Genomic DNA, 21,535 nt, shown 5'->3' on the forward strand with positions numbered 1-21,535 from the left:
CACCCGCGCTCATTCAACATCGGGGAACCCATGTCCGAATCCCGTTCAGGCCTGACCTACCGCGAGGCCGGTGTCGACATCGAGGCCGGCGCCGAGCTGGTCGAACGTATCAAGCCGCATGCGGCGCGCACCCGACGCCCCGGCGTGATGGCCGGCCTGGGTGGCTTCGGGGCCCTGTTCGAACTGCCGATGAATCGCTACCGGCAGCCGGTCCTGGTATCCGGCACGGACGGCGTCGGTACCAAGCTGCGCCTGGCGCAGGAGACCGGCCGGCATGACCGCATCGGCATCGACCTGGTCGCGATGTGCGTCAACGACATCGTCGTCCAGGGGGCCGAACCGCTGTTCTTCCTTGATTACTACGCCACCGGCCACCTGGATGTGGACATCGCGGCGGACGTGGTGACCGGCATCGCCGAGGGCTGCGAACAGGCGGGCTGCGCCCTGATCGGTGGCGAGACCGCCGAGATGCCCGGGATGTACCAGGGCGAGGACTACGACGTGGCCGGCTTCGCAGTCGGCATCGCCGAGAAGGACGCCCTGATCGACGGCAGCCGGGTCGCCGCCGGGGATGTCGTCCTCGGCCTGGAGGCCAGCGGCCCCCATTCCAATGGCTACTCCCTGATCCGGCGCGTGCTGGAGCATGCCGGCACGCGCCTCGACGCACCGCTGCCGGGCGCCGACGGCATCACGCTGGGCGAGGCCCTGATGGCCCCCACCCGGATCTACGTGCGCCCGTTGCTGGAACTGCTGGAGCAGTTCCCGGTGCACGCCATGGCCCACATCACCGGCGGCGGCCTGACCGAGAACCTCCCGCGCGTGCTGCCCGACACCCTGGGCGCACGCATCGACCCCGACAGCTGGGCGCGGCCGCCGGTGTTCCACTGGCTGCAGCAGGCTGGCGACATCGCCGACGAGGAGATGCTGCGCACCTTCAACTGCGGCATCGGCATGACCGTCATCCTCCCCGAGGACCGGGTCGAGGCCGCCAGCACACAGCTCGCGCGGGCCGGCATCCGCAGCTGGCCGATCGGCGTGATCCGCGAACGCGACGAGTACCAGCCCGGCGTCACCTACGCCGCCGCATGAGCGGACCCATCGGGCAATCGGACACGACTCCGCGGCGCCTGGTCGTCCTGATCTCCGGGCGCGGCAGCAACCTCGGCGCCCTGATCGAGGCCTGCGAACAGGGCCGCATCCCCGCGCGGGTGGTCGGGGTCATCAGCAACCGGCCGGATGCCGGCGGGCTCGCGCTGGCCGAACAGCACGGCATCCCGCGGCGTGTCCTGAACCATCGCGACTACCCCTCGCGCGAGGCCTTCGACGCCGACCTGGCCGCCGCCATCGAGGACTATGCCCCGGACCTGGTCATCCTGGCCGGCTTCATGCGCATCCTGACCCCCGGTTTTGTGGACCGATTCACCGGCCGCATGCTGAACATTCATCCCTCGCTGCTGCCCAAGTATCGCGGCCTGGACACCCACGCCCGCGCCCTGGCCGATGGCGAGACCGAGCACGGCGCCAGCGTCCACTTTGTCACCCCGGAGCTGGACGGCGGACCGGTGATCATGCAGGCACGCGTGCCGGTGGCGCCCGACGATACGGCCGACACCCTGGCCGCCCGCGTGCAACGGGCCGAGCACCGGCTGTACCCCGAGGTCGTCCGGCGCGTGTGTTCAGGCGAAATTCAGTGGTGCGGGCGGATCCTGCAAGACGACGGCAGGCCGCTTGAGGCACCGCTGCAACTCGACGAGGACACCCATGAACGTTCAGGCCCCGACGACCGGCGCTAGCCGCGCGATGACCCGGCGTGCTGTTTCCATAATGCTGGCCCTGGTGCTGGCCCTGCTGGCCACCCCGGCAGCCGCGGACCGCGACCTGCGCCCGATCCCGCCCTACACCGCCAGCTACGAGGCCAGCGCCATGGGCAATACGCTCAAGGCGCGCATCACCCTCAACCACGAGGATGTGCAGACCCGCATGGCGATGGATGCCCACGTCTCCGGCTTCCTGCGCATCCTCGGCCGCTTCGAGCTGAGCCGCGAGGCCTTGATGAACAGCCGCAACGGCGACCTCCAGCTGGTGCAGTCGCGCAGCCAGCAGATCACCCCGCGCCGCGAGCGCAAGGTCGAGACGCGTTTCGACTGGGAGAGCAACCGCGCGATCGGCACCATCAATAGCGAGCGCTTCGATCTCGAGGTCCCGGAACAGACCCTGGACTTCCTCGGCTCGCTGTACCTGATGATGCAGCGCCTGGAGACCGGCGAACTGGCCGCCGCGGGGGACCGCGAGACCATCCAGGCGCTGGAACGCGACCGCCTGCGCGAATACGAGTTCGAGGTCGTCGGACGCGAGACCATGGACTCCCCGATCGGCCGCGTGGAGACCATCCGCATCGACCGCCGCAGCAAGGACAGCGACGTTGCGCTGTCCGCCTGGTTTGCGCGCGAGCTGCGCCACGTCCCGGTGCGTTTCGACTACGAGGCCGACGGCCGCGTGTTCGAGCTGAACCTCACGCAGCTGGAATGGCACGACCCGATCATTGACCTGACCGAGTAGACACCATGAGCGAGACCTTTGACCTGGCCATCATCGGCAGTGGCCCCGGGGGCTATCGTGCCGCCGTTCTGGGCGCCCTGCGCGGACTGAGCGTCGTCATCATCGAGAAGGGCGACTGGGGTGGCTGCTGCCTCAACCGCGGCTGCGTACCCAAGAAGGACTGGTACCACACCGCCCGCACCGTCGCCGCGCAGCGCCACTTCGAGGGCCGCGGCATCAGCGGCAGCCTCACGGCCGACATGGATCGCGCCTGGGACCACCAGAAGGACGTGGTCACCGAGGTGCGCAACTCCTACCTCGGCTACATGAAGCACCTGAAGATCCAGTACCGCCACGGCACTGCGAGCTTCCGCGACGCCGAGACCCTGGAGGTCGTCACCGATGACGGTACCGAGACCGTCAGCGCCCGCCACACCATCATCGCCACCGGCGCCACCGCCGCCGTTCCGGCCCCGTTCACGGCCGACCCCGGGCGCGTACTGACCACCGACATGCTGTTCGACGACAAACCGCCGGCGGGCGCGCGCGTCGCGATCATCGGCTCCGGCGTTGTCGCCACCGAGTTCGCCTGGATCTTCCATCATCTCGGCAAGCAGGTGACCTGGCTGTCGCGCTCCAAGCCACTGTCCACCCAGAAGTTCAGCCCGCAGGCACTGGGCACGCTGAAGGAACAGCTGGCCGCGGACGGCATCGAGCCGGTGCGGGTCAAGGGCTACGAAAGCGTCGAGACCTCGGATGACGGCGTCACCATCACCGACAGCGAAGGCAACAGCTTCGAGGTCGACTGGGTCCTGCTCGGAACCGGACGCACCCCGCAGACCGAGGGCCTGAACCTCGACGCAATCGGGGTGAAGACCGACGCCCGCGGCTTCGTGAAGCGCCGCCCCACCCTGCAGACCGATGTCGACAACATCTACGCCATCGGCGATGTCGCCAGCGAATGGCAGACCGCCAACCACGCCCTGGCGGACGCCACCATCGCGGTGGAGAACATCCAGAACGGCAATACCCGCGAACAGGACGAGCGCTTCGTGCCAATCGCGATCTACTCCGCGGTGGAGATGGCGCGTCTGGGTATGGACGAGGATGACGCCGAGGACGAGGAACTGGAACCGGCGGTCGGCTTCGCCGCCTTCGAGACCTCCCCGCGCGCGCTGGGCCAGGACGAGCCCGAGGGCTTCGTCCGCCTGATCGGCGACATGGACACCGGCGCCCTGCTGGGCGGCGAGGTCATCGGCAGTGATGCCGGCGAGCTGATCCACATCCTGTCTCTGGCCCCCGACCGCGACACCGCGCTGGCCTGGATCGCCCAGGGCCAGTGGAACCACCCGGCCCGCGCCGAGGAGTTCCTCAACGCCACCGAGACCCTCGCCTCCAAGTGGAACCTCAAGTCCGAGATCTTCGGCCTCTGAACCACCGGCCCGTGTGCGGCCGGCAGGACCGCCGCCGCGGGTGATCCGGGGGGCCGGGCCGGGCTCTACTTTGCCTTGCGGGCGCGCTTGGCCGCGAGGACCTCGGCGTCGGCGCGTTGTACGAGCATCTCGAGCTGCGTATCGGCGGCCTCGAAACCGGCGACCCCCAGGCTCAGGGCCACACCCGCGTCCTCCTGCACCTGAGTACGCAGGCGCTCGCCCATCTGGCGCGCGGCCGCGAGGGGCGTATCGGGGAGGAGCAGCACGAACTCATCCCCGCCATAGCGGGCAAACAGGTCATTCGCGCGCAGGGTCGTCTGCACGCTCGCCGCTACCTTTCTCAACACGGCGTCGCCCGCCGCGTGACCGTCCTGGTCGTTGATGCTCTTGAAGCCGTCGAGGTCGAACATGAGCAGGGACAAGGCGCCACCATGCCGTCGCGCGCGTTCCATCTCGCGCTCGGCCCCCGCCTGGAAATGCCGGCGGTTGCCCACCCCCGTAAGGGTATCGCTCGAGGCGAGCGCCTCCAGTTGCCGGTTCGCCTCCTGGAGCTGCTGGTTCACCGCGTTCAGGGCCCGTGTGCGCTCGTCGACCACGGCCTCGAGGTCGCGGTTGTAGCGCTCCAGGCTCGCGCGCGCCAGCCGCAGCTCGGTGACATTCTGGGAGACCCCGAACAGGTGCGTGATGGTCCCGTTCGGGTCGTGTACGGGCACCAGCAGGGTCAGCCAGTGCCCCTCGCGTTCCTGGCCACGGGCATCGTGAAAGGTTGCGTGTTCCTCGTAGCGCAGAGGGGCATCCTGGCGCAGACACTCGCGGTAGTGCGCCACCACCTCCTCCGCGACCGACCAGGGCAGGAAGTCGTGCAGGCGCTTGCCGCTGCAGTCCTGCCCAAACAGTTCCGTCATCTTCGGGTTGGCCGCCTCGACCAGGAAGTCCGGCCCCTCGACCCGGATCAGGAACATGTTCTCCGGGAAGTGCTCCCAGATCTCCACCAGCAGGCCCGCCTGCTCGATGGCTTCCAGAAATCCCGGTTGCTGGCGGTCCGTCATGCGTTCGATCCCTCTGGGTCCGGGTTGCGTGCCCGGCAGCCCCGGGCTCAGCGCATGTAACCGTAGCCGTCCTGTTGCTGCAAGCGCACGATCTCGGCATCGGCCATCGGGACCACGCTGGCGAAGCCGTGGAAGTCCTCCGGTCCATAGCCACGGCGGGCGGCGCCGGCCTGGCAGATTCGGTACTCGATGACGCCATTCAGCGTGAGCCCGCGGGCGCGGGTCATCAGGGTTTCATGTTCGGCAAAGTGTTCACGCGCGAACAGGTCCAGTGCGTCCCCGTGGATGACCAGCACGATGTGACTGTCGAATGGATCGTCACCCGTCATGCGGCTCAGGTAGGCGGCGTGATCCAGCACGTCCTCCAGGGCCTCCGGGGTACCGGCCGTCACATCATAGACGGCCTTCAGGCCCGCATAGTCCTGCTCCACCGGCGCGGCGCTTCCCCAGGGTGCCGGGGTCTCCTCCGCGTGAACCAGGGCGGCCGGAACGGCCAGGAGCCCAATCCACAATCCGGCAAGCACCCGCGACCGCCACCTGCCCTGCCGTATCCGAATCATTCCTGCTCTCCTTGGGTATCAATCGTCCCGTGATCGGCGGCGTCCGTTCCGGCCGCAACCAGTGCCTCGAAATCGGCCACCGGCATCGCGTGGTGGTACAGATAGCCCTGGAAACGATGGCAGCCGTGGCGCACCAGGAAGTCCCGCTGGGCCTCGTTCTCGACCCCCTCCGCGATCAGGCTGAGCCCCATGTTGTGGGCAATGGCGGCGATGGTCGCGACGATATTGGCGTCATCGGCGTCGTGTTCGATGTCCTGGACAAAGGAACGGTCGATCTTCAGCACGTCCAGCGGCAGGCGCTTGAGGTAGCCAAGGGACGAGTAGCCGGTCCCGAAGTCGTCCAGCGCCAGGGCGACGCCCCGGGCCCGCAGAGCCTCCAGGTTGGCAATCAGGGGCTGCGAGGCATCCGCCATCACGCTCTCGGTAACCTCGATATGCAGCCGCTGCGCGGCGGCCCCGGTCTCGTCCAGGATGGCGGTCACCTCCTCCATGAGCCGGGGCTGGCGCAAATGATGCGGGGACAGGTTCACCGAGATCGGCAGCCTGTCCAGAACCGGGCGCCCCTGCCAGGCCCGCAGGGTGTGGCAGGCCTGCTGCAGCGCCAGGCGCCCAACCTCGAGGATCTGGCCGGTGTGTTCGGCCACCGGGATGAATTCACCGGGCGAGATCCAGCTGCCATCGGGCTGCGGCCAGCGCATCAGGGCCTCCGCCCCGAGGATCCGCCCCTCCGGGTCGATCTGGGGCTGCAGGTGGATCACCAGTTCCTCGCCCTGCAGGGCCCGGCGCAGCTTGCGCTCGAGTTCCGCCTCGCGCAGCAGCGTGCGCTGCATGGCGGGATCATAGAAGCGCACCCCGTTGCGCCCCTGCTGCTTGGCCTGGTACATCGCGAAATCGGCCTGCTTGAGCAGCTCCTCCGGGGTGTCAAAGCCACGCGGGAACAGCGTGATACCGATGCTCCCGGACATCACGTGCTCGATATCGTCGATGCGCACCGGCTCGCGCATGGCCTTCAGCAACTCGCCCGCGATGCGCTGGGCGTCCGCGCCGGCCTGCGAGCGATCCGGGCTCAGTTCCTCCAGAAGGGCCACGAATTCGTCCCCGCCCAGACGGGCCACGATATCCTGATCGCGCAGGCGCGCGGTAAACCGCTGCGCGAGGGCCTGCAGCAGGCGGTCGCCGGCGGAATGGCCGCAGGTGTCGTTGAGCGTCTTGAAGTTGTCCAGGTCGATCAGCAGCAGTGCCGCGTGGCGCCGGGTGCGATTGACCGTGTGGATGGCGTGCTCCAGGTGCTCCAGCAGCAGCCGCCGGTTCGGCAGATCGGTGAGCGCATCACGGAAGGCCAGCCGGGCATTCTCTTCCTCGATCTCCACGATATGCCCCAGGCGGCCGGCCATGGTCCGGGTCACCTCCTGCAGGCGGGCGATCTCGGCCACGCGCGAGTCGGCTTGCAGATCGGTCTGGAAGTCCCCGTGCCCGATCCGGTCCAGCGTGTCCATGGCCCGCCGCATCGGGCGCAGGGTACGCCCCAGCCACAGGTACAGCCCGCCGGCAATCAGCACGAGCATCCCGAAGGCGGCGACGTAGGTCGTGGCATTGATCAGGTTCTGGGTCGCCACCGATTCGGTCAGATCCCGCGCCAGGACCACCGTGGCCGTCGCCTCTTCGCCACCAAACGGGACCAGCGGCAGGTAGACCAGCTGGGAATGCCGGCCATCTGCGTCAACGCGGCTGGCCGCCGCCTGCTGGTGCAGTCGCTCGCCCGGCGCGAGCGCCATCAAGAACGGCGCGGTCAGCGCCAGCGGCCCGCGCTCATCCAGCAGCGCGGCGCGCCCCCCGATGGCTTCGGCCATGGACTCTAGCGCGGAGGTCGACAGGTCGCGCAACTGCACGACTGCACCGATCGGATTGCCCCCCCGATACACCGGGATCGCCAGCCCGGCATAGACCCGCTCCCCGGGTACATGATGCAGCCCCTCGTGGAAGCGCCCGTCCTCCAGCGCCGCGCGCGCCAACGGGACGCGCTCGCCGTGGTTGTCCGCGGAGTCGTAGCGCACGTCCCCCTGGGCATCGACGACCACGATCCGGTCCGCGATACCCCCGGCGCGCAGCCGGTTGTACAGGGGGTCGGCATAGGTCCGGATGCCGGCATCGTCGCGCAGCGCTCCGATCAGCGCCTCGTTGCGGGTCACGGCCGTCGCCTCGGCGCGCATCCGCTGCCATTCGTTCGCCAGCGTCTGGCGCCAGGCGGCCGACTGGCCCTCCACGCCCAGCCGGTCCAGGCGCTGCTCGGCCTGCCCCACGGCGAGATGAGTGCCCGTGGCCAGAGTCGCGGCCAGCACCAGGAGCCCGGCGAACATGACCCCGGCCAGGATCGTCTGGAGCCGGATTCGCCGGCCGGTGGGTGCGCCTGCGGACACCACCCGATTATTCAAACGGATACCCCGAGCGAATCCACTCCGGGAAGCCGCCGGGGAAGTAGTAGAGGTTGGTAAAGCCCCATTCCAGGGCGCGGCGGGTCGCCGCCTCGGTGCGCCAGCAGTCCCGCTCGTTGCAGTACATCACCACCGGCGCGTCGACATCGCCGATGAAGTCCAGCAGGTTCTCGCGGGTAAAGCGATTCCGCTCGTCGTCCCGGTCCCGCATGATGGTCAGATTGCGCGCCTCGGGCACCCGCCCCGCCTCGTAGTCCGCACGCAACCGGGTGTCGACAAACGGCACCCCCGCGCGGAACAGCGCCCAGGCCTCGGCGGCCTCGATGGTCTGACTGCCCGGGATCATCTCCGGCGCGCGGTAGGGCCCCTGGGCCGCCGCCTGCTGCGCGAATAACAGCAGGCACAGGACCACCAGCCCCACCCGGACGAGCGATCCGCGGCGGGGCCGGAAAAGGGCCTGGTGAAATACAGCATTCATGCGCGAACGGTAGCACGGTCCGCGTCCCGAACCACGCGAAAATGCGGCCGTTTCGGGGCAGATCCGTGCAGGCACGGCCCGCATCAGCCCTCCCCCGCGCACCCGGCCCCACACGAAAAAGCCCCGCACAAGGCGGGGCTCTTCAACAACCTGGCGCTTGCGCGCCGGGGTTGTCTTACTGCGCTTCGACGTTCGCGGCAGCCGGACCCTTCTGGCCCTGCTCGACGTCGAACGAGACGCTCTGGCCTTCGGCCAGGGACTTGAAGCCACTACCCTGGATGGCGCTGTGATGGACGAACACGTCCTTGGAGCCATCGGTCGGGGTAATAAAGCCAAAGCCTTTTTCGTCGGAGAACCACTTCACTGTACCTGTAGCCATTTCGGTTACCTCTGTTTTGTACGTACTGGATTGGGATTTCGAGGGGGGAGAGACTGGAGGGCAACCGAACGACGGTGAAGATTGATCGTGATTCTCTGCGGCCCCAACCGGGACCGGAACTGCGAATCTGAACGCCCCTTGCGGGGTGTCGCCTGGTGCTGCATGGAGCCTGTTACCGTTACCTCGCGGCCATTGTCCGCCCAAACCGCGGTGCATTGATAGTGTTTTTTCGGGTTTTCTCGGGCGCCGACCCGAAACCCCTTTGGGATCCGTGACTTGCCAGCGAATTTATTTTTCGGTTCGCACACGGGCCAGACCGTCCCCGCGGCAACCGAGCGCAAAACCCGCGATTCTGCCGGCATCGCGTTCAGACGCCGCCCTCGCCGGTCGGCTGGGATCCAGCCCAATCGTCCACGGCCAGCGGCAACGGGACATGCAGCGCGGCCGCCATCACCCGCATCAGTTCGACCTCGGCGGTCACCACCTGCCCGCCATGGCTCGCGGTGGTAACCATGGCCTGGATCAGCTGGTCCTTGTCGCGCATGCGCAGGCCATCCAGTTGCTCCAGCACACGGTCCAGCACACTGGCCCAGGCGCGGGCCCCGGAGGGACCGGTCAGGGCCTCTGGAAGCTCGACTGTCAGCGGCAGGGCGCCGGTCAGGACACCCACGCCGGCCGTCAGCGCCGCGCGCGCCGCGGCCGGATCCGCCGCGTGACCGTGATGGGCAAGCACCGCCAGCAGGAAATGCGCGCCCTCCTGGTGGTCCTCCAGGGCAGCGTGGCGCGGCCGGGACGCGGCGGCCGGGTCCTGAATGTCCCCGAGCTGCCGGTCAAGAAGACGCCCCAGCGCGTATTCGAAGACCGCCACTCGCCCGTCGGCATGGATCAGGCGATCGACCAGGGACCGCAGGCGTGCCCTGTCGTCCGCGTCCAGGCGCCGCAGGGCCGGGAATCCGAGCTCCAGCAAGGGCAGGCGCAGATCGTCCCGCAGCTCGGGTTCCGCTGTCTGCAGGCGACGCACGGCCTCCTGGAGGTCACCACCCAGCGCCTCGCCGATCACCGCCAGCTGCCGTTCGCGTACCTCCGGGTCCGGGTTCAGGAGCAGATACAGCACCACCTCGATCGCCCGCGCCTCCGAGCGCGCGGCCCAGGCCAGCGGCCCCGGGATGGCGGCCAGCAGCATCCCCGCCCCCAGGATGTGGGTCAGGGCCGGATGGCCACCCAGGGCGTCCTCCACGGCCTCCGCCCCGGGCAGACGCCCCTCGCGCTCGCGCTGCATGCCATCCACCGCGCGCTCGCGCGCCCGTTCGCGCACGCGGGCATTGAGCCGCTCGCGCAGGCCCTTGAGCTCCTCCGGATCGAATTGCGGCTGCAGGATGCGTACGCGCTCCAGCAGCGGCGGATGGGTCTCGAAGAGCTGCCCGATCGCGTCGCTGGCAAACAGCATATGGGTGATCTCCTCGGTATTGCCGTTGAGACCGGCATAGCGCGCCGCCACCTTCTTCAGGGCGCCGGCCAGGCCGTCCGGCTCGCGGGTAAACTGCACCGCGTGGGCATCCGCCAGGTATTCGCGCTGGCGCGAGATGCCCGCGCGGATCCAGCGCGCCAGCGCCAACCCCGCATAGCCGACCACGATCAGCGTGACACTGAGCACCCCGACCCCGGTATCCGCGACATCCCCCTTGTGGCGGCGGCGCCGGCGCGCCAGCCCGCCCTGGCCCAGCAGCGCCAGGACCTCGATGCCGTAGAGGATGCCGATCAGGCGCATGTTGAGGCGCATGTCGCCATTGAGGATATGTCCGAACTCGTGCGCGACCACCCCCTTCAGCTCGGCCCGCTCCAGGCTGTCCAGGGCGCCGCGGGTGACCGCGATCACCGCGTCATTCGGGGCAAACCCGGCCGCGAAGGCGTTGATGCCCAGGTCCTGTTCCAGCACGTAGACCTCGGGCACCGGCATCCCGGAGGCAATCGCCATCTCCTCGACCACGTTGCGCAGCCGCTGCCACTGGGGGTCGGCGGGGTTGCCCGCGATGCGCACGCCGCCCATCTCCTGCGCGATCAGGCCGCCACCCCCGGCCCGCAGCTGCCAGGCCCGGTACAGGCTCGCGAGCACGATCAGCCCCGCCGTGATCCCCATGGTCCAGGCGATCGCCGCACCGCTGCCGCCCAGGAGCCAGACCGCAATGCCCAGCACTCCGACAACCGCCAGCACCGCCAGGGCGAACAGAACCAGCAACCAGCGGGTCCTGCGCTGCACCTGGTCCTGCTGTTCGAAAAAGTTCATGGCTGTCCCTCGCCCGCGCTAGGGAGACACTGATTTAATCGCACGTCCGCGCTCGAGTCGCTTTTGCGTGCGAACAAGGCGCGGTGACTGCCGTGCAGTCATTCTGCACAAGGGAGCCGCAACGCCGTGCGCGCGCCCGTTTTCGATCAACAACGGGCGGCCGAGCCCCTGCTTTCGATGAGTTGTGGGGTTGGTGCCCCCTGTTCCCCGATCCTGCGTTGCGCCCCAATCCATCAAAAAGGGGCGGGTAGAACCACTACCCGCTGCACGACGCGCCTTGTCTCGGAGCGCTTTGTTTCGAAAAACTGGGGGGCACCAACGCGGACGTGCGATTCAATCAGCGTCTCCCTAGGCCGCCGCCTCGCGGGATCGGGCGGTCACGGCCATGCAGCCACACGACGAGCGTAGCAGCGTGGAGGGTACCGGGGAATGCGCGGCGCACGCCCACTGCCGGGCGCGCGCCGCGAGGGCGGCTCAGTCGCCGGCGACGGTCATCGACTCGATCAGGATGGAGCCGGTGTGGATGTTGCCGCGGCGGTCGACGTCGGTGCCCACGGCCGCCATGCGCCGGAACATGTCCTTCAGGTTGCCGGCGATGGTGATCTCCTCCACCGGGTACTGCAGCTCGCCGTTCTCGACCCAGAACCCGGCAGCCCCGCGGGAGTAGTCGCCGGTCACCATGTTCACGCCCTGCCCGATCAGCTCGGTCACCAGGAAGCCGGTACCCGTCTCGGACAGCAGGGCGTCAAAGTCCTTGTCCCCCGGGGCCACGGTCACATTGCGCGCGCCACCGGCGTTGCCGGTGGTCTCCAGCCCCAGCCGACGCGCGGCGTAGCTGTCCAGGGTATAGCTCTGCAGGACGCCATCGGCGATCAGCGGCCGGTTGCGGGTGCGCACCCCCTCGCCGTCGAAGGGTGCGCTGCCCAGCGCGCGCGGGGTCAGCGGGCGTTCCTCGATCTGCATCCAGGCGGGGAACACGGTCTCGCCCACGGCATTCAACAGGAACGAACTTTCGCGGTACTGGGCCGGCCCGGAGATCGCGCGGGTGAAGCTGCCGATCAGGGTACGCGCCATCTCCGGCGCGAACAGCACCGGGCAGGTGCGGGTGGAGAGCTTGCGCCCGCCCAGCCGGCGCACGGTGCGCTCGGCCGCCTCGCGCCCGATCGCCTCGGCGGCGGTCAGGTCGCCCGCGTGGCGGGCCACGGTGTAGGCATAGTCGCGCTGCATGCCGGCCGCGTCGCGCGCCACCAAGGCGCAGGACAGCGAGTGCCGGGTGCTGCGATAGCCCCCCATGAAGCCCTGGCTGTCGCCGAGAAAGGCCATGGCGCGCCGCGTACTGACGCTGGCGCCCTCGGAGTTCTCGATCCGGTCGTCGGCCGCGAAGCCCGCGGCCTCGATCGCGCGGGCCAGTTCGGTCGCCTCAGTGGCGCTGCAGCCCCAGGGGTGGTCAAGGTCGAGGTCCTCCCAGTCGCTCGCCTTGAACGCGGGGTCCGGCATCCCGGCATACGGATCCGGCTCGGTGTAGCGGGCGATGCGGCAGGCGGCCTCGACGGTGTCGATCAGGGCCTGGTCGCTGAAGTCCGTGGTGGAGGCCGCCCCCTTGGACTGGCCGAAGTAGACGATCAGCGACAGGCTCTGGTCGCGCTCGTGCTCCAGGCTCTCGATCTCCCCCTTGCGCACACCCAGCTCCAGCCCGACGCTGTGGCTGACCACCGCCTGGGCGTCCGAGGCCCCGCGCTCGCGCGCGGCCTCCAGCGTGCGCTGGACCCGTGCCTGGAGGGATTCCGGCGAATGGGACAGGGCCTGGACCTCGCCGTCCTGGGACAGGGATTCCGGGCTCACGCGTTCGGGAGATGTACTCATGCAGGGTTCCGCTATAAAGGGACGAGTCGGGGATATCCGTCAGGGATACAGAAACAGGGAAACGGCCCCGGGCCATTCAACCCGGGACCGCGAGCGGTGCCGGGCGATCTAGTCCACCCGGGCGCCGTGCTTGTGGACCGCGCCGGCGTTACCCCAGCGCTCAAGGTCGTCGACATGCACGCCGACCCAGTACAGCATGCCGACGCTGTCGCGGGTCCAGCCGCCGACCAGGTCCTGGCCCTCGCCCAGCTCGACGTGGTGGGCAAACTGCTCGGCCTTGTCGCGCGCGCGGAACACATGCCACTGCACGATCTGGTCGTGGCCATGCCCTTCCGGCAGGGAACGTTCCTGTTCGAGGAAATCGAGATTCATCTGTTGCCTCCTTGTCGCCGTTTCGACGCCGATTCTCCGGTCCCGCAGCGCTCACGCCGCCTGGGTACCGCCCACGGTCATGCCATCGATCCGCAGCGTGGGCTGACCCACGCCAACCGGCACGCCCTGGCCCTCCTTGCCGCAGGTCCCGATACCGGAATCGAGCTTCATGTCGTTGCCGATCATCGATACCCGCGTCAGCACATCCGGGCCATTCCCGATCAGGGTCGCACCCTTGACCGGGTACGTCACCTTGCCCTTCTCCACCCGATAGGCCTCGGAGGCGGAGAACACGAACTTGCCGGAGGTGATGTCCACCTGGCCGCCGCCGAAATTGACTGCGTACAGGCCGTCGTCCACCGAGGCCAGGATCTCCTCCGGGTCGGCGTCGCCGCCGAGCATGTAGGTATTGGTCATGCGCGGCATCGGCAGCCGGGCATAGGACTCGCGGCGGCCGTTGCCGGTGGAGCGCGTGCCCATCAGGCGGGCGTTCATCTCGTCCTGCATGTAGCCGCGCAGTACGCCGTCTTCGATGAGCACGGTCTGCTGGGTGGGGTTGCCCTCGTCGTCGACGTTCAGCGAGCCGCGCCGCCCCTCCAGGGTGCCGTCATCGACGATGGTGATGCCCTTCGCCGCGACCTGCTCGCCGACGCGCCCGGAGAACGCCGAGGTGCCCTTGCGGTTGAAGTCGCCCTCCAGCCCGTGGCCGATCGCCTCGTGCAGCAGCACGCCCGGCCAGCCGGGGCCGAGCACCACCTTCATGGTCCCGGCCGGGGCCTCGCGGGCCTCCAGGTTGACCAGCGCCTGGCGCACGGCCTCGCGGGCATAGCCGGCGGCCCGGTCCGACTCGCGGAAGTACTGGTAGCCGAAGCGTCCGCCGCCGCCCGAGGTCCCGGATTCGCGACGCCCTCCCTGTTCGACGATGACCTGCACGTTCAGGCGCACCAGCGGGCGCACGTCGGTCGTCAGCTCGCCGCGGGCGTTGAGCACCAGCACGACCTCGTGCACCCCGGCCAGGGAACACATCACCTGGGTGACGCGCGAATCCTCGGCGCGGGCCACAGCATCCACCTCCTTGAGGAGGTCGATCTTGGTCTGTTCGTCCAGCGAATCCAGCGGGTTGTCGGGGGCGTACAGCGCCGGGCGCGACGGCGACCGCGAGGCCACAGCGATGCGCCCGCTCTGACCGGCGCTCGCGATGCTGCGCGCGGTCTTCGCGGCCTCCAGCATGGCCGGCATCGCGATGTCGTCGGAATAGGCGAACCCGGTCTGCTCGCCACGCACCACGCGGATGCCGACCCCGCGCTCGATATTGAAGCTGGCGGACTTCACGATGCCATCCTCCAGCGACCACCCCTCCTGGCTGGCGAACTGGAAGTAGCAGTCGCCCCCGTCGATGCCGTGACCGAAGGTGGTACCCAGAAGGGTGCTCAGCTCGCTGTCGCCGAGACCGGCGGGGTCGAGCAGGGTCTGTTGCGCAAGACGGTCGATCATGCAGTCCTCTCGGGTTCGGAGATCGGCTGCCCCGCCGCACTTGCAGGCGGGGCAGCACTTGTCGGTTCAGTATGGAGCTTGGGGCACCGCCCGCGCTTTCAAGCGCGCCGGCGTTGCGGGTTTATGTCGCCGGATCAGGTGGTCCCGGGGCACGGCAGGCGGCGATGCTCCACGGCCGGGAAGCTGTTGCGGATGCGCGCGGCCTGGGCCCGGTCCAGATCGGCCAGCAGCACGCCCGGGTTGCGCTGGAGCTGGCCGACGATCCGGCCCCACGGATCCACCAGGGCGCTGTGGCCATAGGTTTCGCGGCCGTTCACATGGAACCCGCCCTGAGCTGCCGACAGCATGTAGCACTGGTTCTCGATGGCGCGCGCCCGCAGCAGCACGTCCCAGTGCGCCTGCCCCGTCTGCGCAGTGAAGGCCGCCGGCAGGGCGACCCATTCCGCCCCCTGATCCAGCAGGGCCCGGAACAGCTCGGGGAAGCGCAGGTCGTAGCAGATCGCCAGGCCCATGCGGCCGGCCGGCGTATCCACGACCACCACCTGGTCGCCGCGCTCGAAGACCTTCGATTCGGTATAGGCCTCGCTGCTGTCCGGCAGGCGCACGTCGAACAGGTGGATCTTGTCGTAGCGCGCCACCTGCTGCCCCTGATCGTCGAACACCAGGCAGGCGGACCGCACCCGGTCGCCGCCCGCGGTCTGCAGCGGGATAGTCCCGCCGACGATCCAAAGCCCGAGGCGCCGAGCCTGCTCGGCGAGAAAGGCCTGCAGCGGACCGGCCCCGTCGGCGACCTCGGCGATGCCGAGGACATCGGTCTCCTGCATGCCCATGAAGGCGAAGTTCTCCGGCAACACCGCCAGGCGCGCGCCCTTGTCGGCCGCCTCCTGCAGCAGTCGCTTGGCCTCCAGGAGGTTCGCCTGGGGCTGGGGTCCGGAGGCCATCTGGATGGCCGCTACCTGAGTCATGTTGCTCCGCTTGTCCGTTGCGAGACCGGTCGGGGCGCCACTGCCCGCGCCGGTATCAGTCGTTGTCGGCCCCGTCGGTCTCCGCTGCCGGCTCCACCAGCACGCGTACCTGCGGGTCGTCCCAGGGGCCCGTCACCGCGTACTCGACGCGGGCCGCCTCTTCTATCTGATCCCCGATCCCCAGCACGCGTTCCGCAAGAAGCACCACAACCCCGGTCACGGGGCCGCCCACCAGGGCCCCGACGATCGGGAGCGCGGTGCGCAGGCTCGGCACGACCACGATCTCGTGATCATAGTCACGTGCCACCAGCCCGGTGCGGCCGCTCAGACGCACCTTGGCCGAGGGTCCCTCCAGGCGCAGGTCGGGCACATGCAGGTCCCCGTCGCGCAGCACGGCGTCCGCGGTCAGCTCGCTGAAGGTCAAACCCTCGGTGAACACGTCGCGGAAATCCAGCCGCAACCGCCGCGGCAGTACGTCCAGGCTGACCAGCCCCAGCAGGCGACCCGCCCCCGGCTCGACATCCGCCAGGCGCCCGTCGGACAGCGACAGCTCCACGGACCCTGTCAGCTGCGCCAGGCTCGGGGCGTACAGCGGCCCCGGCCAGACGAGCGACAGCGACCCGTCGCCGGCGCCCCCGACCAGGGCCCGCGACAGCCCCGCCGACCGCAGGGCCGCGCCCCAGTCGTCACCGGACAGGGTCGCATCCAGGCGTGTCTCCGGCAGACCCTCCCCGGACACCCGCCAGATGCCGACGGCGTCGGCGTGGAGATCGCCTTCCGGGGCACGGACCTCCAGGTCCCGGATCACCAGACCGCTGGACTGCGGCTCCAGGCCCAGTTCGATATCCGCGAAACGGTAATCGCCCAGCGCCAGGCTGTCGAGCGTCAGGTCCACCGCCGGCCAGGCCCGCGGATCCTCGAAACTCCCGGCTGTGACGGGCTGCACCTCCGCTTCGGCCTCTTCGCCAGCGCCGGTCCACTCGAGATCGTCCAGAATCAGGTGACGCAGATGCGCCTCCCAGCGATCACGCCCGCCAGCGGCCATCGGGCGCCAGCGGGCCTCGCCGGCCAGCCAGTCGGACGCCACCTCCAGATCCCAGCCCGCGTCCCCGCGCCGGCCCAGAAAGCGCAGCCCGGGCAGGTCCCGCCCGCTCCAGCGGATACGGTCGCGGATATCCAGTTCCAGGCGCGTCAGCGCCACGGCCTGCGCCGCCTCCTCGGCATCGTCGCCGGCCGCGCCCAGATCCACCGCACCGCCCCAGGGGGCCTCGCCCAGGGCCTCGAGCCACGGGTCCACCTCCAGCCGTGGCAGGCGGGCACGCACCGACACACCCGCCCCCGGCAGGGCCAGGGCGCTGGCCCGGGGAGCGCCGATCTCCAGCGCCAGGGCCTGCAGGGCAACCCCGCGCGCCGCCGTGCGGGGCTCGGCGCCGCGCACGGCCGGATCCTCGGGGGCGGCAGTCGGGGAGAGACGCAGGTGGGCCCGCAGGACCGAGCCCAGTGTCAGGTGGCCAATGCCCGCGCCGTCATGCCCCAAGGGCAGCGTCAGTTCCAGCGCGCGGGCCTCCTCCGCCGGCTTGCCGATCGGCTCCGGCCAGTCGATCGCCACACCCACCAGATCCGAGGTCAGATCCAGACGCACACCATCCACCGCCTGGCCAAGGCGCAGTTGCGCCTCCCACTGAGCCGCACCCTCCAGGTAGGGGGCCAGCTCCGGAAAATCCTCCAGCCAGGGCCCCAGGGGTTGTCTCCCGCGCGCCGTGAGCCGTGCGGTCTCGCCACCCAGGGGCCAGTCCGCCCCCAGGGTGACGGTCTCGTCATGGACACGCGCGGTCACATCCTCCGCCGCGATGCGATCGGCGGTATCGAACCGGACCTGGCCCTCGACGGCCTCCAGCACCGCGGGCCAGCCCGGGACCTCGGCGCGCGTGCCCTGGAGATCCAGCGTGCCGGCGACCCGCGTCTGGTCCATGCGCCCCTCCTGCAACGGCAGGGTCAGGGAGAGCCCCAGCCGGGTCGGGCCCGTCAGGCGCGCCTGATCGCGCAGTTCCGCCGCCTCGTCCAGCAGGTCGGCCTGACGCAGATAAGTCAGCAGATCAGCGGCATCACCATCGGCCGTGCCCTCCAGTTCGAGGACCGCGTTCTCCATATCCTCGATCCCGATCCGGGTGGCATGCACCTCGGTGTCGAGGATGCGGCCCCGCGCGTCCTCGGCGCGGAAGCCCGCGTTGTGGAACAGCAGCCGCCCGCTGACGTCCTCGGCCCTGGGCCAGCCCTCCTGGTAGTCGAGGATGCCCGCCTCGACATCCGCCCACAGGTCGAACACCCCCTCGCCGTCGGCAAACGGGAAGTCCTCTCCGCGTCCCCGGTAGGCCATGCCGCCCCCCGTGGAGACCCCGGTCACGATGCTGTCCACCAGCCACTGATAGGTGTTCTCCGGCAGGTGATACAGCGGCAGGTAGCGCGCGGTACGGTCGCCGTTGGCACGCAGGATGTCCATGGCGATATCGACCCGCGGGCCGGCCGCGTGCCCGTCCAGCCGCATCCGCATGCGCCCGCGTACCGCGGCGTCGGCATTCGCGGCATTCAGGCCCTCGCCCGCCAGATGCCAGTGCCCGGAGTCGTCACGCTCGGCGCGCAGGCGGCCACGGGCGGTGTCCAGCACCACCGGCTCGGCCAGTACCCGCGGCAGGTCGATCTCCAGGTCGCGGCTGTCCAGCAGCAGCTCCACGCCGCCGCGACGCCACTGCAGGTAGCCCGCCGCTCCCTGCACCCCGAGCCCGTGCCCGGCGGCGCGCCAGCCGAGATCCCGCACATCGGCCTCGGCCCAGACCGGCTGCAGCCGGTCCGACTCGCGGCGTGCCTCGAACCGGGCCAGGTCCAGTGTTCCGCGCGGATGGAGGTCGGCGATACGCTCGGCCAGCTCGGGCGCCGCCTGGCGCAGCAGGGTGAGCAGGGGCGCGTAGGGCTCGACGTCGACATCGCGGGCCGCCAGCTCCACCGCATCCACCACCAGCTCGCGGGGCTCGCCCTCCAGGCGGTAGGCCAGGCGCAGGTCCCCGGAACCCGGCCGCGTCCCGCTCCAGGACGACCGGTGCCGACCGTCCCGGACCCGCCAGTCGAATCGATGGCCGATGGCCGGACCGTCCGGTTCCCCGGCCAGGCCAAGAGTCGTCTCGTGATCCCCGCGCAGCCAGGCCATGCGGCCATCGTCGAGCGCACCCCACAGGCGCAGCGTCGCGGTGCCCTCGGGCGCGGGCCAGCCCAGGTAGGCCAGCCACGGCTGCCAGGCGGTCAGGTCCACCGCATCCGCTTCGAGGAAGAAACGCGCATCGCGCAGATCGGCCGCCGGCGCCTGCAACCCGAGCACGAAATGCCCGCCCGCATCCGGCGCATCCAGGGCCCCGTCGAGAAACAGCCGCAGCGAGCCATCGTGCGCCGTGCGCAGGGCCGCCCGGTCCAGCCGCGCGGCGGACTCCAGGCCCGCGCCGCGGTCCTCCCAGATCAGCCGGATCGCCTCCGCCTCGACATCGGGCCACTGCGCCACCGGGATGGTGAGCAAGCGCCCCTCACCCATGCCGATCTCGCGCCCGTGGAGAGAAAACCGGCCATCGGCATGGCGCACCAGGCGCAGGTCCACCCCCTCGACCCGCACCGCCAGCGCCGGATGCCGGCTGCGCAGGCTGGCCCCGGCACTCAGCGATATCCCGAGGCGCTCGATGGCAACCGGCTCGCCCTCGGGCATCGCCACCCGGACCTCCCGCGCCACCAGCGCCGGGGACCAGCCGGCCCAGCCCAGTTCGATGCCCGCGGCGGAGACCTCGCGCTCCAGTTGCTCGCTGACGGTCGTCTCCACCCAGGCGTGCAGGCCGTCCCAGTGCGGCAACGCCAGGCGCAATGCCAGGATGGCGATCACCAGCGCCAGCACCAGGGCCAGCAGGATCCCCAGGGCCACCCGTACACTTTGTGAACGGATGCTCATTTTTCACCCACCCGATCAAAACGCGGCCTGCCCGGCCGACCGGGACCCCGATCCATGCTGGGTCCGCACGCGTGCTTCACCTTGGTGTCTCTCCCTCCCCGCTGGCGACGATCGCCCGCACCGGGCGAGCATCTAGATTAGGTATAGCTCAGACGAAGACCACGTCGAACTGTTCCTGGGTGTAGAGCGTCTCCACCTGGAAGCGGATGGGGATGCCGACAAAGCTCTGCAGCTCCGCCAGCGCGGCGGATTCCTCGTCCAGCAGCAGGTCGATCACGTTCTGCGACGCCAGGACCCGCAGCTCGCGCGCGTCGTACTGGCGCACCTCGCGCAGGATCTCGCGGAACAACTCGTAGCAGACGGTCTCCGCCGATTTGAGGTAGCCGCGCCCGCCACAGACCTGGCAGGGCTCGCACATCTGGTGCTCCAGGCTCTCGCGGGTACGCTTGCGGGTCATCTCCACCAGCCCCAGTGGCGAGACGTCGCAGATCTGCGTCTTCACGTGATCCCGTTCCAGCGCCTTTTCCAGCGCGCGGATTACCTGGCGCTTGTGCTCGTCGTCCTGCATGTCGATGAAATCGATGATGATGATCCCGCCGAGATTGCGCAGGCGCAGCTGGCGCCCGATGGCCTGGGCCGCCTCCAGGTTGGTCTTGAAGATCGTCTCCTCGAGCTTGCGATGGCCGACAAAGCCGCCGGTGTTGATGTCGACCGTGGTCATCGCCTCGGTCTGGTCGAAGATCAGGTAGCCACCGGACTTCAGCTCCACCTTGCGCTCCAGGGCGCGGTGGATCTCCTCCTCGACGTTGAACAGGTCGAAGATCGGGCGCTCGCCGGGGTAATGCTCGATGTGCCCGATCAGTTCCGGCAGGTAGCGTTCGACGAAGCTGCAGACCTTCTGATAGGTCTCGCGCGAGTCGATACGGATGCGCTCGATATCCACTCCCACCATGTCGCGCAGGATGCGCTCGACCAGCGGCAGGTCGGCGTAGACCTCGGTCCCCGGCGGCGCGCTGGCGGCCTGCTCCTGCAGGCTGTCCCAGACCTTCTTCAGGAAGGCGGTATCGTTGTACAGGGCCTCGTAGTCGGCCAGCTCCGCGGCGGTGCGCACGATGAAGCCGTGCTGCGGGGCCAGCTCGTCACGCAGCTGCTCGATGGACTCGCGCAGCCGCGCGCGCACGCCCTCGTCCTCGATGCGCGTGCTCACCCCGACATTCGACTGGTTCGGCATCAGCACCAGGTTGCGCGACGGCAGCGTGATGTAGGTGGTCAGGCGCGCGCCCTTGGACCCCAGCGGGTCCTTGACCGCCTGGACCAGGACGTCCTGCCCCTCGCGCAGCAGTTCGCGGATGCCCTCGCGCGCCGGCGCCGCGCCGCCATTGGCGGTCCCGTTGCCCGCGGCGGTTGCCGGGGCATCCCCGCCCGACAGCGCATTGCCATTGAGCTCCTCGCGCTCCACCGGCGCCACGTCGGAGGCGTGCAGGAAGGCGGTACGCTCCAGGCCGATGTCGACAAAGGCTGCGTCCATGCCCGGCAGCACGCGCACCACCCGGCCCTTGTAGATGTTGCCCACGATCCCGCGGCGACGGGTGCGTTCCAGGTGCAGCTCGGTCAGGACGCCGTTTTCCACCAGGGCCACACGGCTCTCCTGGGGCGTCACATTCATCAGGATCTCGGTTCCGGTCATGCGTTCTTCTTGTTATCGA

The 21,535-nt window shown here is 69.5% G+C and carries 16 protein-coding genes; 4 read left to right on the forward strand and 12 right to left on the reverse strand.

Annotation, left to right across the window (positions count from 1 at the left end; genetic code table 11):
• The first annotated feature begins 30 nt into the window (after positions 1-30).
• Genes purM through C996_RS0110840 form a run of 4 tightly spaced genes read left to right on the forward strand, consistent with a single transcriptional unit; the run spans position 31 to position 3,971 of the window.
• Positions 31-1,089 carry a phosphoribosylformylglycinamidine cyclo-ligase gene (gene purM / locus C996_RS0110825; RefSeq protein ID WP_018867464.1) on the forward strand — a complete coding sequence of 353 codons (1,059 nt, stop codon included), beginning with the start codon at positions 31-33 and terminating at the stop codon, positions 1,087-1,089.
• The gene (purN, locus tag C996_RS0110830; RefSeq protein WP_018867465.1) at positions 1,086-1,793 is read left to right on the forward strand and encodes a phosphoribosylglycinamide formyltransferase; all 708 of its coding nucleotides are present in this window, start codon (positions 1,086-1,088) and stop codon (positions 1,791-1,793) included. Before purM ends, purN begins: the two co-directional genes overlap by 4 nt.
• A 31-nt stretch (positions 1,794-1,824) precedes the next feature.
• The gene (locus tag C996_RS0110835; protein WP_018867466.1) at positions 1,825-2,559 is read left to right on the forward strand and encodes a DUF3108 domain-containing protein; all 735 of its coding nucleotides are present in this window, start codon (positions 1,825-1,827) and stop codon (positions 2,557-2,559) included.
• A 5-nt stretch (positions 2,560-2,564) separates the two neighbouring features.
• The gene (locus tag C996_RS0110840; RefSeq protein ID WP_018867467.1) at positions 2,565-3,971 is read left to right on the forward strand and encodes an NAD(P)/FAD-dependent oxidoreductase; all 1,407 of its coding nucleotides are present in this window, start codon (positions 2,565-2,567) and stop codon (positions 3,969-3,971) included.
• Positions 3,972-4,036: 65 nt separating this feature from the next.
• Here the strand turns inward: C996_RS0110840 and C996_RS0110845 are convergent, their stop codons facing one another.
• The 12 genes from C996_RS0110845 to rng form a co-directional block, all read right to left on the reverse strand.
• A complete protein-coding gene (locus C996_RS0110845; protein ID WP_018867468.1) occupies positions 4,037-5,020 on the reverse strand; it encodes a GGDEF domain-containing protein in 984 nt (327 codons plus the stop codon).
• A 47-nt stretch (positions 5,021-5,067) separates the two neighbouring features.
• Positions 5,068-5,532, reverse strand: a complete 465-nt coding sequence (locus tag C996_RS0110850; RefSeq protein ID WP_018867469.1) for a DsrE family protein — start codon at positions 5,530-5,532, stop codon at positions 5,068-5,070.
• A 44-nt stretch (positions 5,533-5,576) separates the two neighbouring features.
• Positions 5,577-7,937: a bifunctional diguanylate cyclase/phosphodiesterase gene (locus tag C996_RS0110855; protein WP_196799353.1), complete on the reverse strand. Its 2,361-nt coding sequence runs from the start codon at positions 7,935-7,937 to the stop codon at positions 5,577-5,579.
• A 67-nt stretch (positions 7,938-8,004) separates the two neighbouring features.
• Positions 8,005-8,433, reverse strand: coding sequence for a rhodanese-like domain-containing protein (locus C996_RS0110860; RefSeq protein ID WP_018867471.1), 429 nt, complete (start codon positions 8,431-8,433; stop codon positions 8,005-8,007).
• A gap of 232 nt (positions 8,434-8,665) precedes the next feature.
• Positions 8,666-8,869, reverse strand: a complete 204-nt coding sequence (locus tag C996_RS0110865; protein ID WP_018140642.1) for a cold-shock protein — start codon at positions 8,867-8,869, stop codon at positions 8,666-8,668.
• Positions 8,870-9,236: 367 nt separating this feature from the next.
• Positions 9,237-11,153 (reverse strand): M48 family metalloprotease, encoded by a 1,917-nt coding sequence (locus C996_RS0110870; protein WP_018867472.1) that lies wholly within the window; start codon positions 11,151-11,153, stop codon positions 9,237-9,239.
• A 474-nt stretch (positions 11,154-11,627) separates the two neighbouring features.
• Positions 11,628-13,016 carry a metalloprotease PmbA gene (gene pmbA, locus C996_RS0110875; protein WP_026279295.1) on the reverse strand — a complete coding sequence of 463 codons (1,389 nt, stop codon included), beginning with the start codon at positions 13,014-13,016 and terminating at the stop codon, positions 11,628-11,630.
• 108 nt (positions 13,017-13,124) lie between these two features.
• A complete protein-coding gene (locus tag C996_RS0110880; RefSeq protein ID WP_018867474.1) occupies positions 13,125-13,388 on the reverse strand; it encodes a hypothetical protein in 264 nt (87 codons plus the stop codon).
• Between the two features lie 51 nt (positions 13,389-13,439).
• Positions 13,440-14,882 carry a metalloprotease TldD gene (gene tldD / locus C996_RS0110885; protein ID WP_018867475.1) on the reverse strand — a complete coding sequence of 481 codons (1,443 nt, stop codon included), beginning with the start codon at positions 14,880-14,882 and terminating at the stop codon, positions 13,440-13,442.
• Between the two features lie 134 nt (positions 14,883-15,016).
• A complete protein-coding gene (locus C996_RS0110890; protein ID WP_018867476.1) occupies positions 15,017-15,847 on the reverse strand; it encodes a carbon-nitrogen hydrolase family protein in 831 nt (276 codons plus the stop codon).
• 55 nt (positions 15,848-15,902) lie between these two features.
• Complete coding sequence (locus tag C996_RS0110895) at positions 15,903-19,829, reverse strand: YhdP family protein (RefSeq protein ID WP_038035771.1); 3,927 nt, start codon at positions 19,827-19,829, stop codon at positions 15,903-15,905.
• 148 nt (positions 19,830-19,977) lie between these two features.
• Positions 19,978-21,516: a ribonuclease G gene (gene rng, locus C996_RS0110900; protein ID WP_018867478.1), complete on the reverse strand. Its 1,539-nt coding sequence runs from the start codon at positions 21,514-21,516 to the stop codon at positions 19,978-19,980.
• Positions 21,517-21,535: the final 19 nt, after the last annotated feature.

The sequence above is a fragment of the Thioalkalivibrio sp. ALE25 genome (assembly GCF_000377285.1).
Classification (GTDB): domain Bacteria; phylum Pseudomonadota; class Gammaproteobacteria; order Ectothiorhodospirales; family Ectothiorhodospiraceae; genus Thioalkalivibrio.

Coding starts and splice junctions, on each gene's coding strand:
- C996_RS0110845 (WP_018867468.1), bottom strand. CDS start 5,020: ATGACGGACCGCCAGCAACCGGGATTTCTGGAAGCCATCGAGCAGGCG.
- C996_RS0110890 (WP_018867476.1), bottom strand. CDS start 15,847: ATGACTCAGGTAGCGGCCATCCAGATGGCCTCCGGACCCCAGCCCCAG.
- rng (WP_018867478.1), bottom strand. CDS start 21,516: ATGACCGGAACCGAGATCCTGATGAATGTGACGCCCCAGGAGAGCCGT.
- pmbA (WP_026279295.1), bottom strand. CDS start 13,016: ATGAGTACATCTCCCGAACGCGTGAGCCCGGAATCCCTGTCCCAGGAC.
- C996_RS0110895 (WP_038035771.1), bottom strand. CDS start 19,829: ATGAGCATCCGTTCACAAAGTGTACGGGTGGCCCTGGGGATCCTGCTG.
- purN (WP_018867465.1), top strand. CDS start 1,086: ATGAGCGGACCCATCGGGCAATCGGACACGACTCCGCGGCGCCTGGTC.
- C996_RS0110835 (WP_018867466.1), top strand. CDS start 1,825: ATGCTGGCCCTGGTGCTGGCCCTGCTGGCCACCCCGGCAGCCGCGGAC.
- C996_RS0110880 (WP_018867474.1), bottom strand. CDS start 13,388: ATGAATCTCGATTTCCTCGAACAGGAACGTTCCCTGCCGGAAGGGCAT.
- C996_RS0110870 (WP_018867472.1), bottom strand. CDS start 11,153: ATGAACTTTTTCGAACAGCAGGACCAGGTGCAGCGCAGGACCCGCTGG.
- C996_RS0110855 (WP_196799353.1), bottom strand. CDS start 7,937: ATGTTCGCCGGGCTCCTGGTGCTGGCCGCGACTCTGGCCACGGGCACT.
- tldD (WP_018867475.1), bottom strand. CDS start 14,882: ATGATCGACCGTCTTGCGCAACAGACCCTGCTCGACCCCGCCGGTCTC.
- C996_RS0110840 (WP_018867467.1), top strand. CDS start 2,565: ATGAGCGAGACCTTTGACCTGGCCATCATCGGCAGTGGCCCCGGGGGC.
- purM (WP_018867464.1), top strand. CDS start 31: ATGTCCGAATCCCGTTCAGGCCTGACCTACCGCGAGGCCGGTGTCGAC.
- C996_RS0110865 (WP_018140642.1), bottom strand. CDS start 8,869: ATGGCTACAGGTACAGTGAAGTGGTTCTCCGACGAAAAAGGCTTTGGC.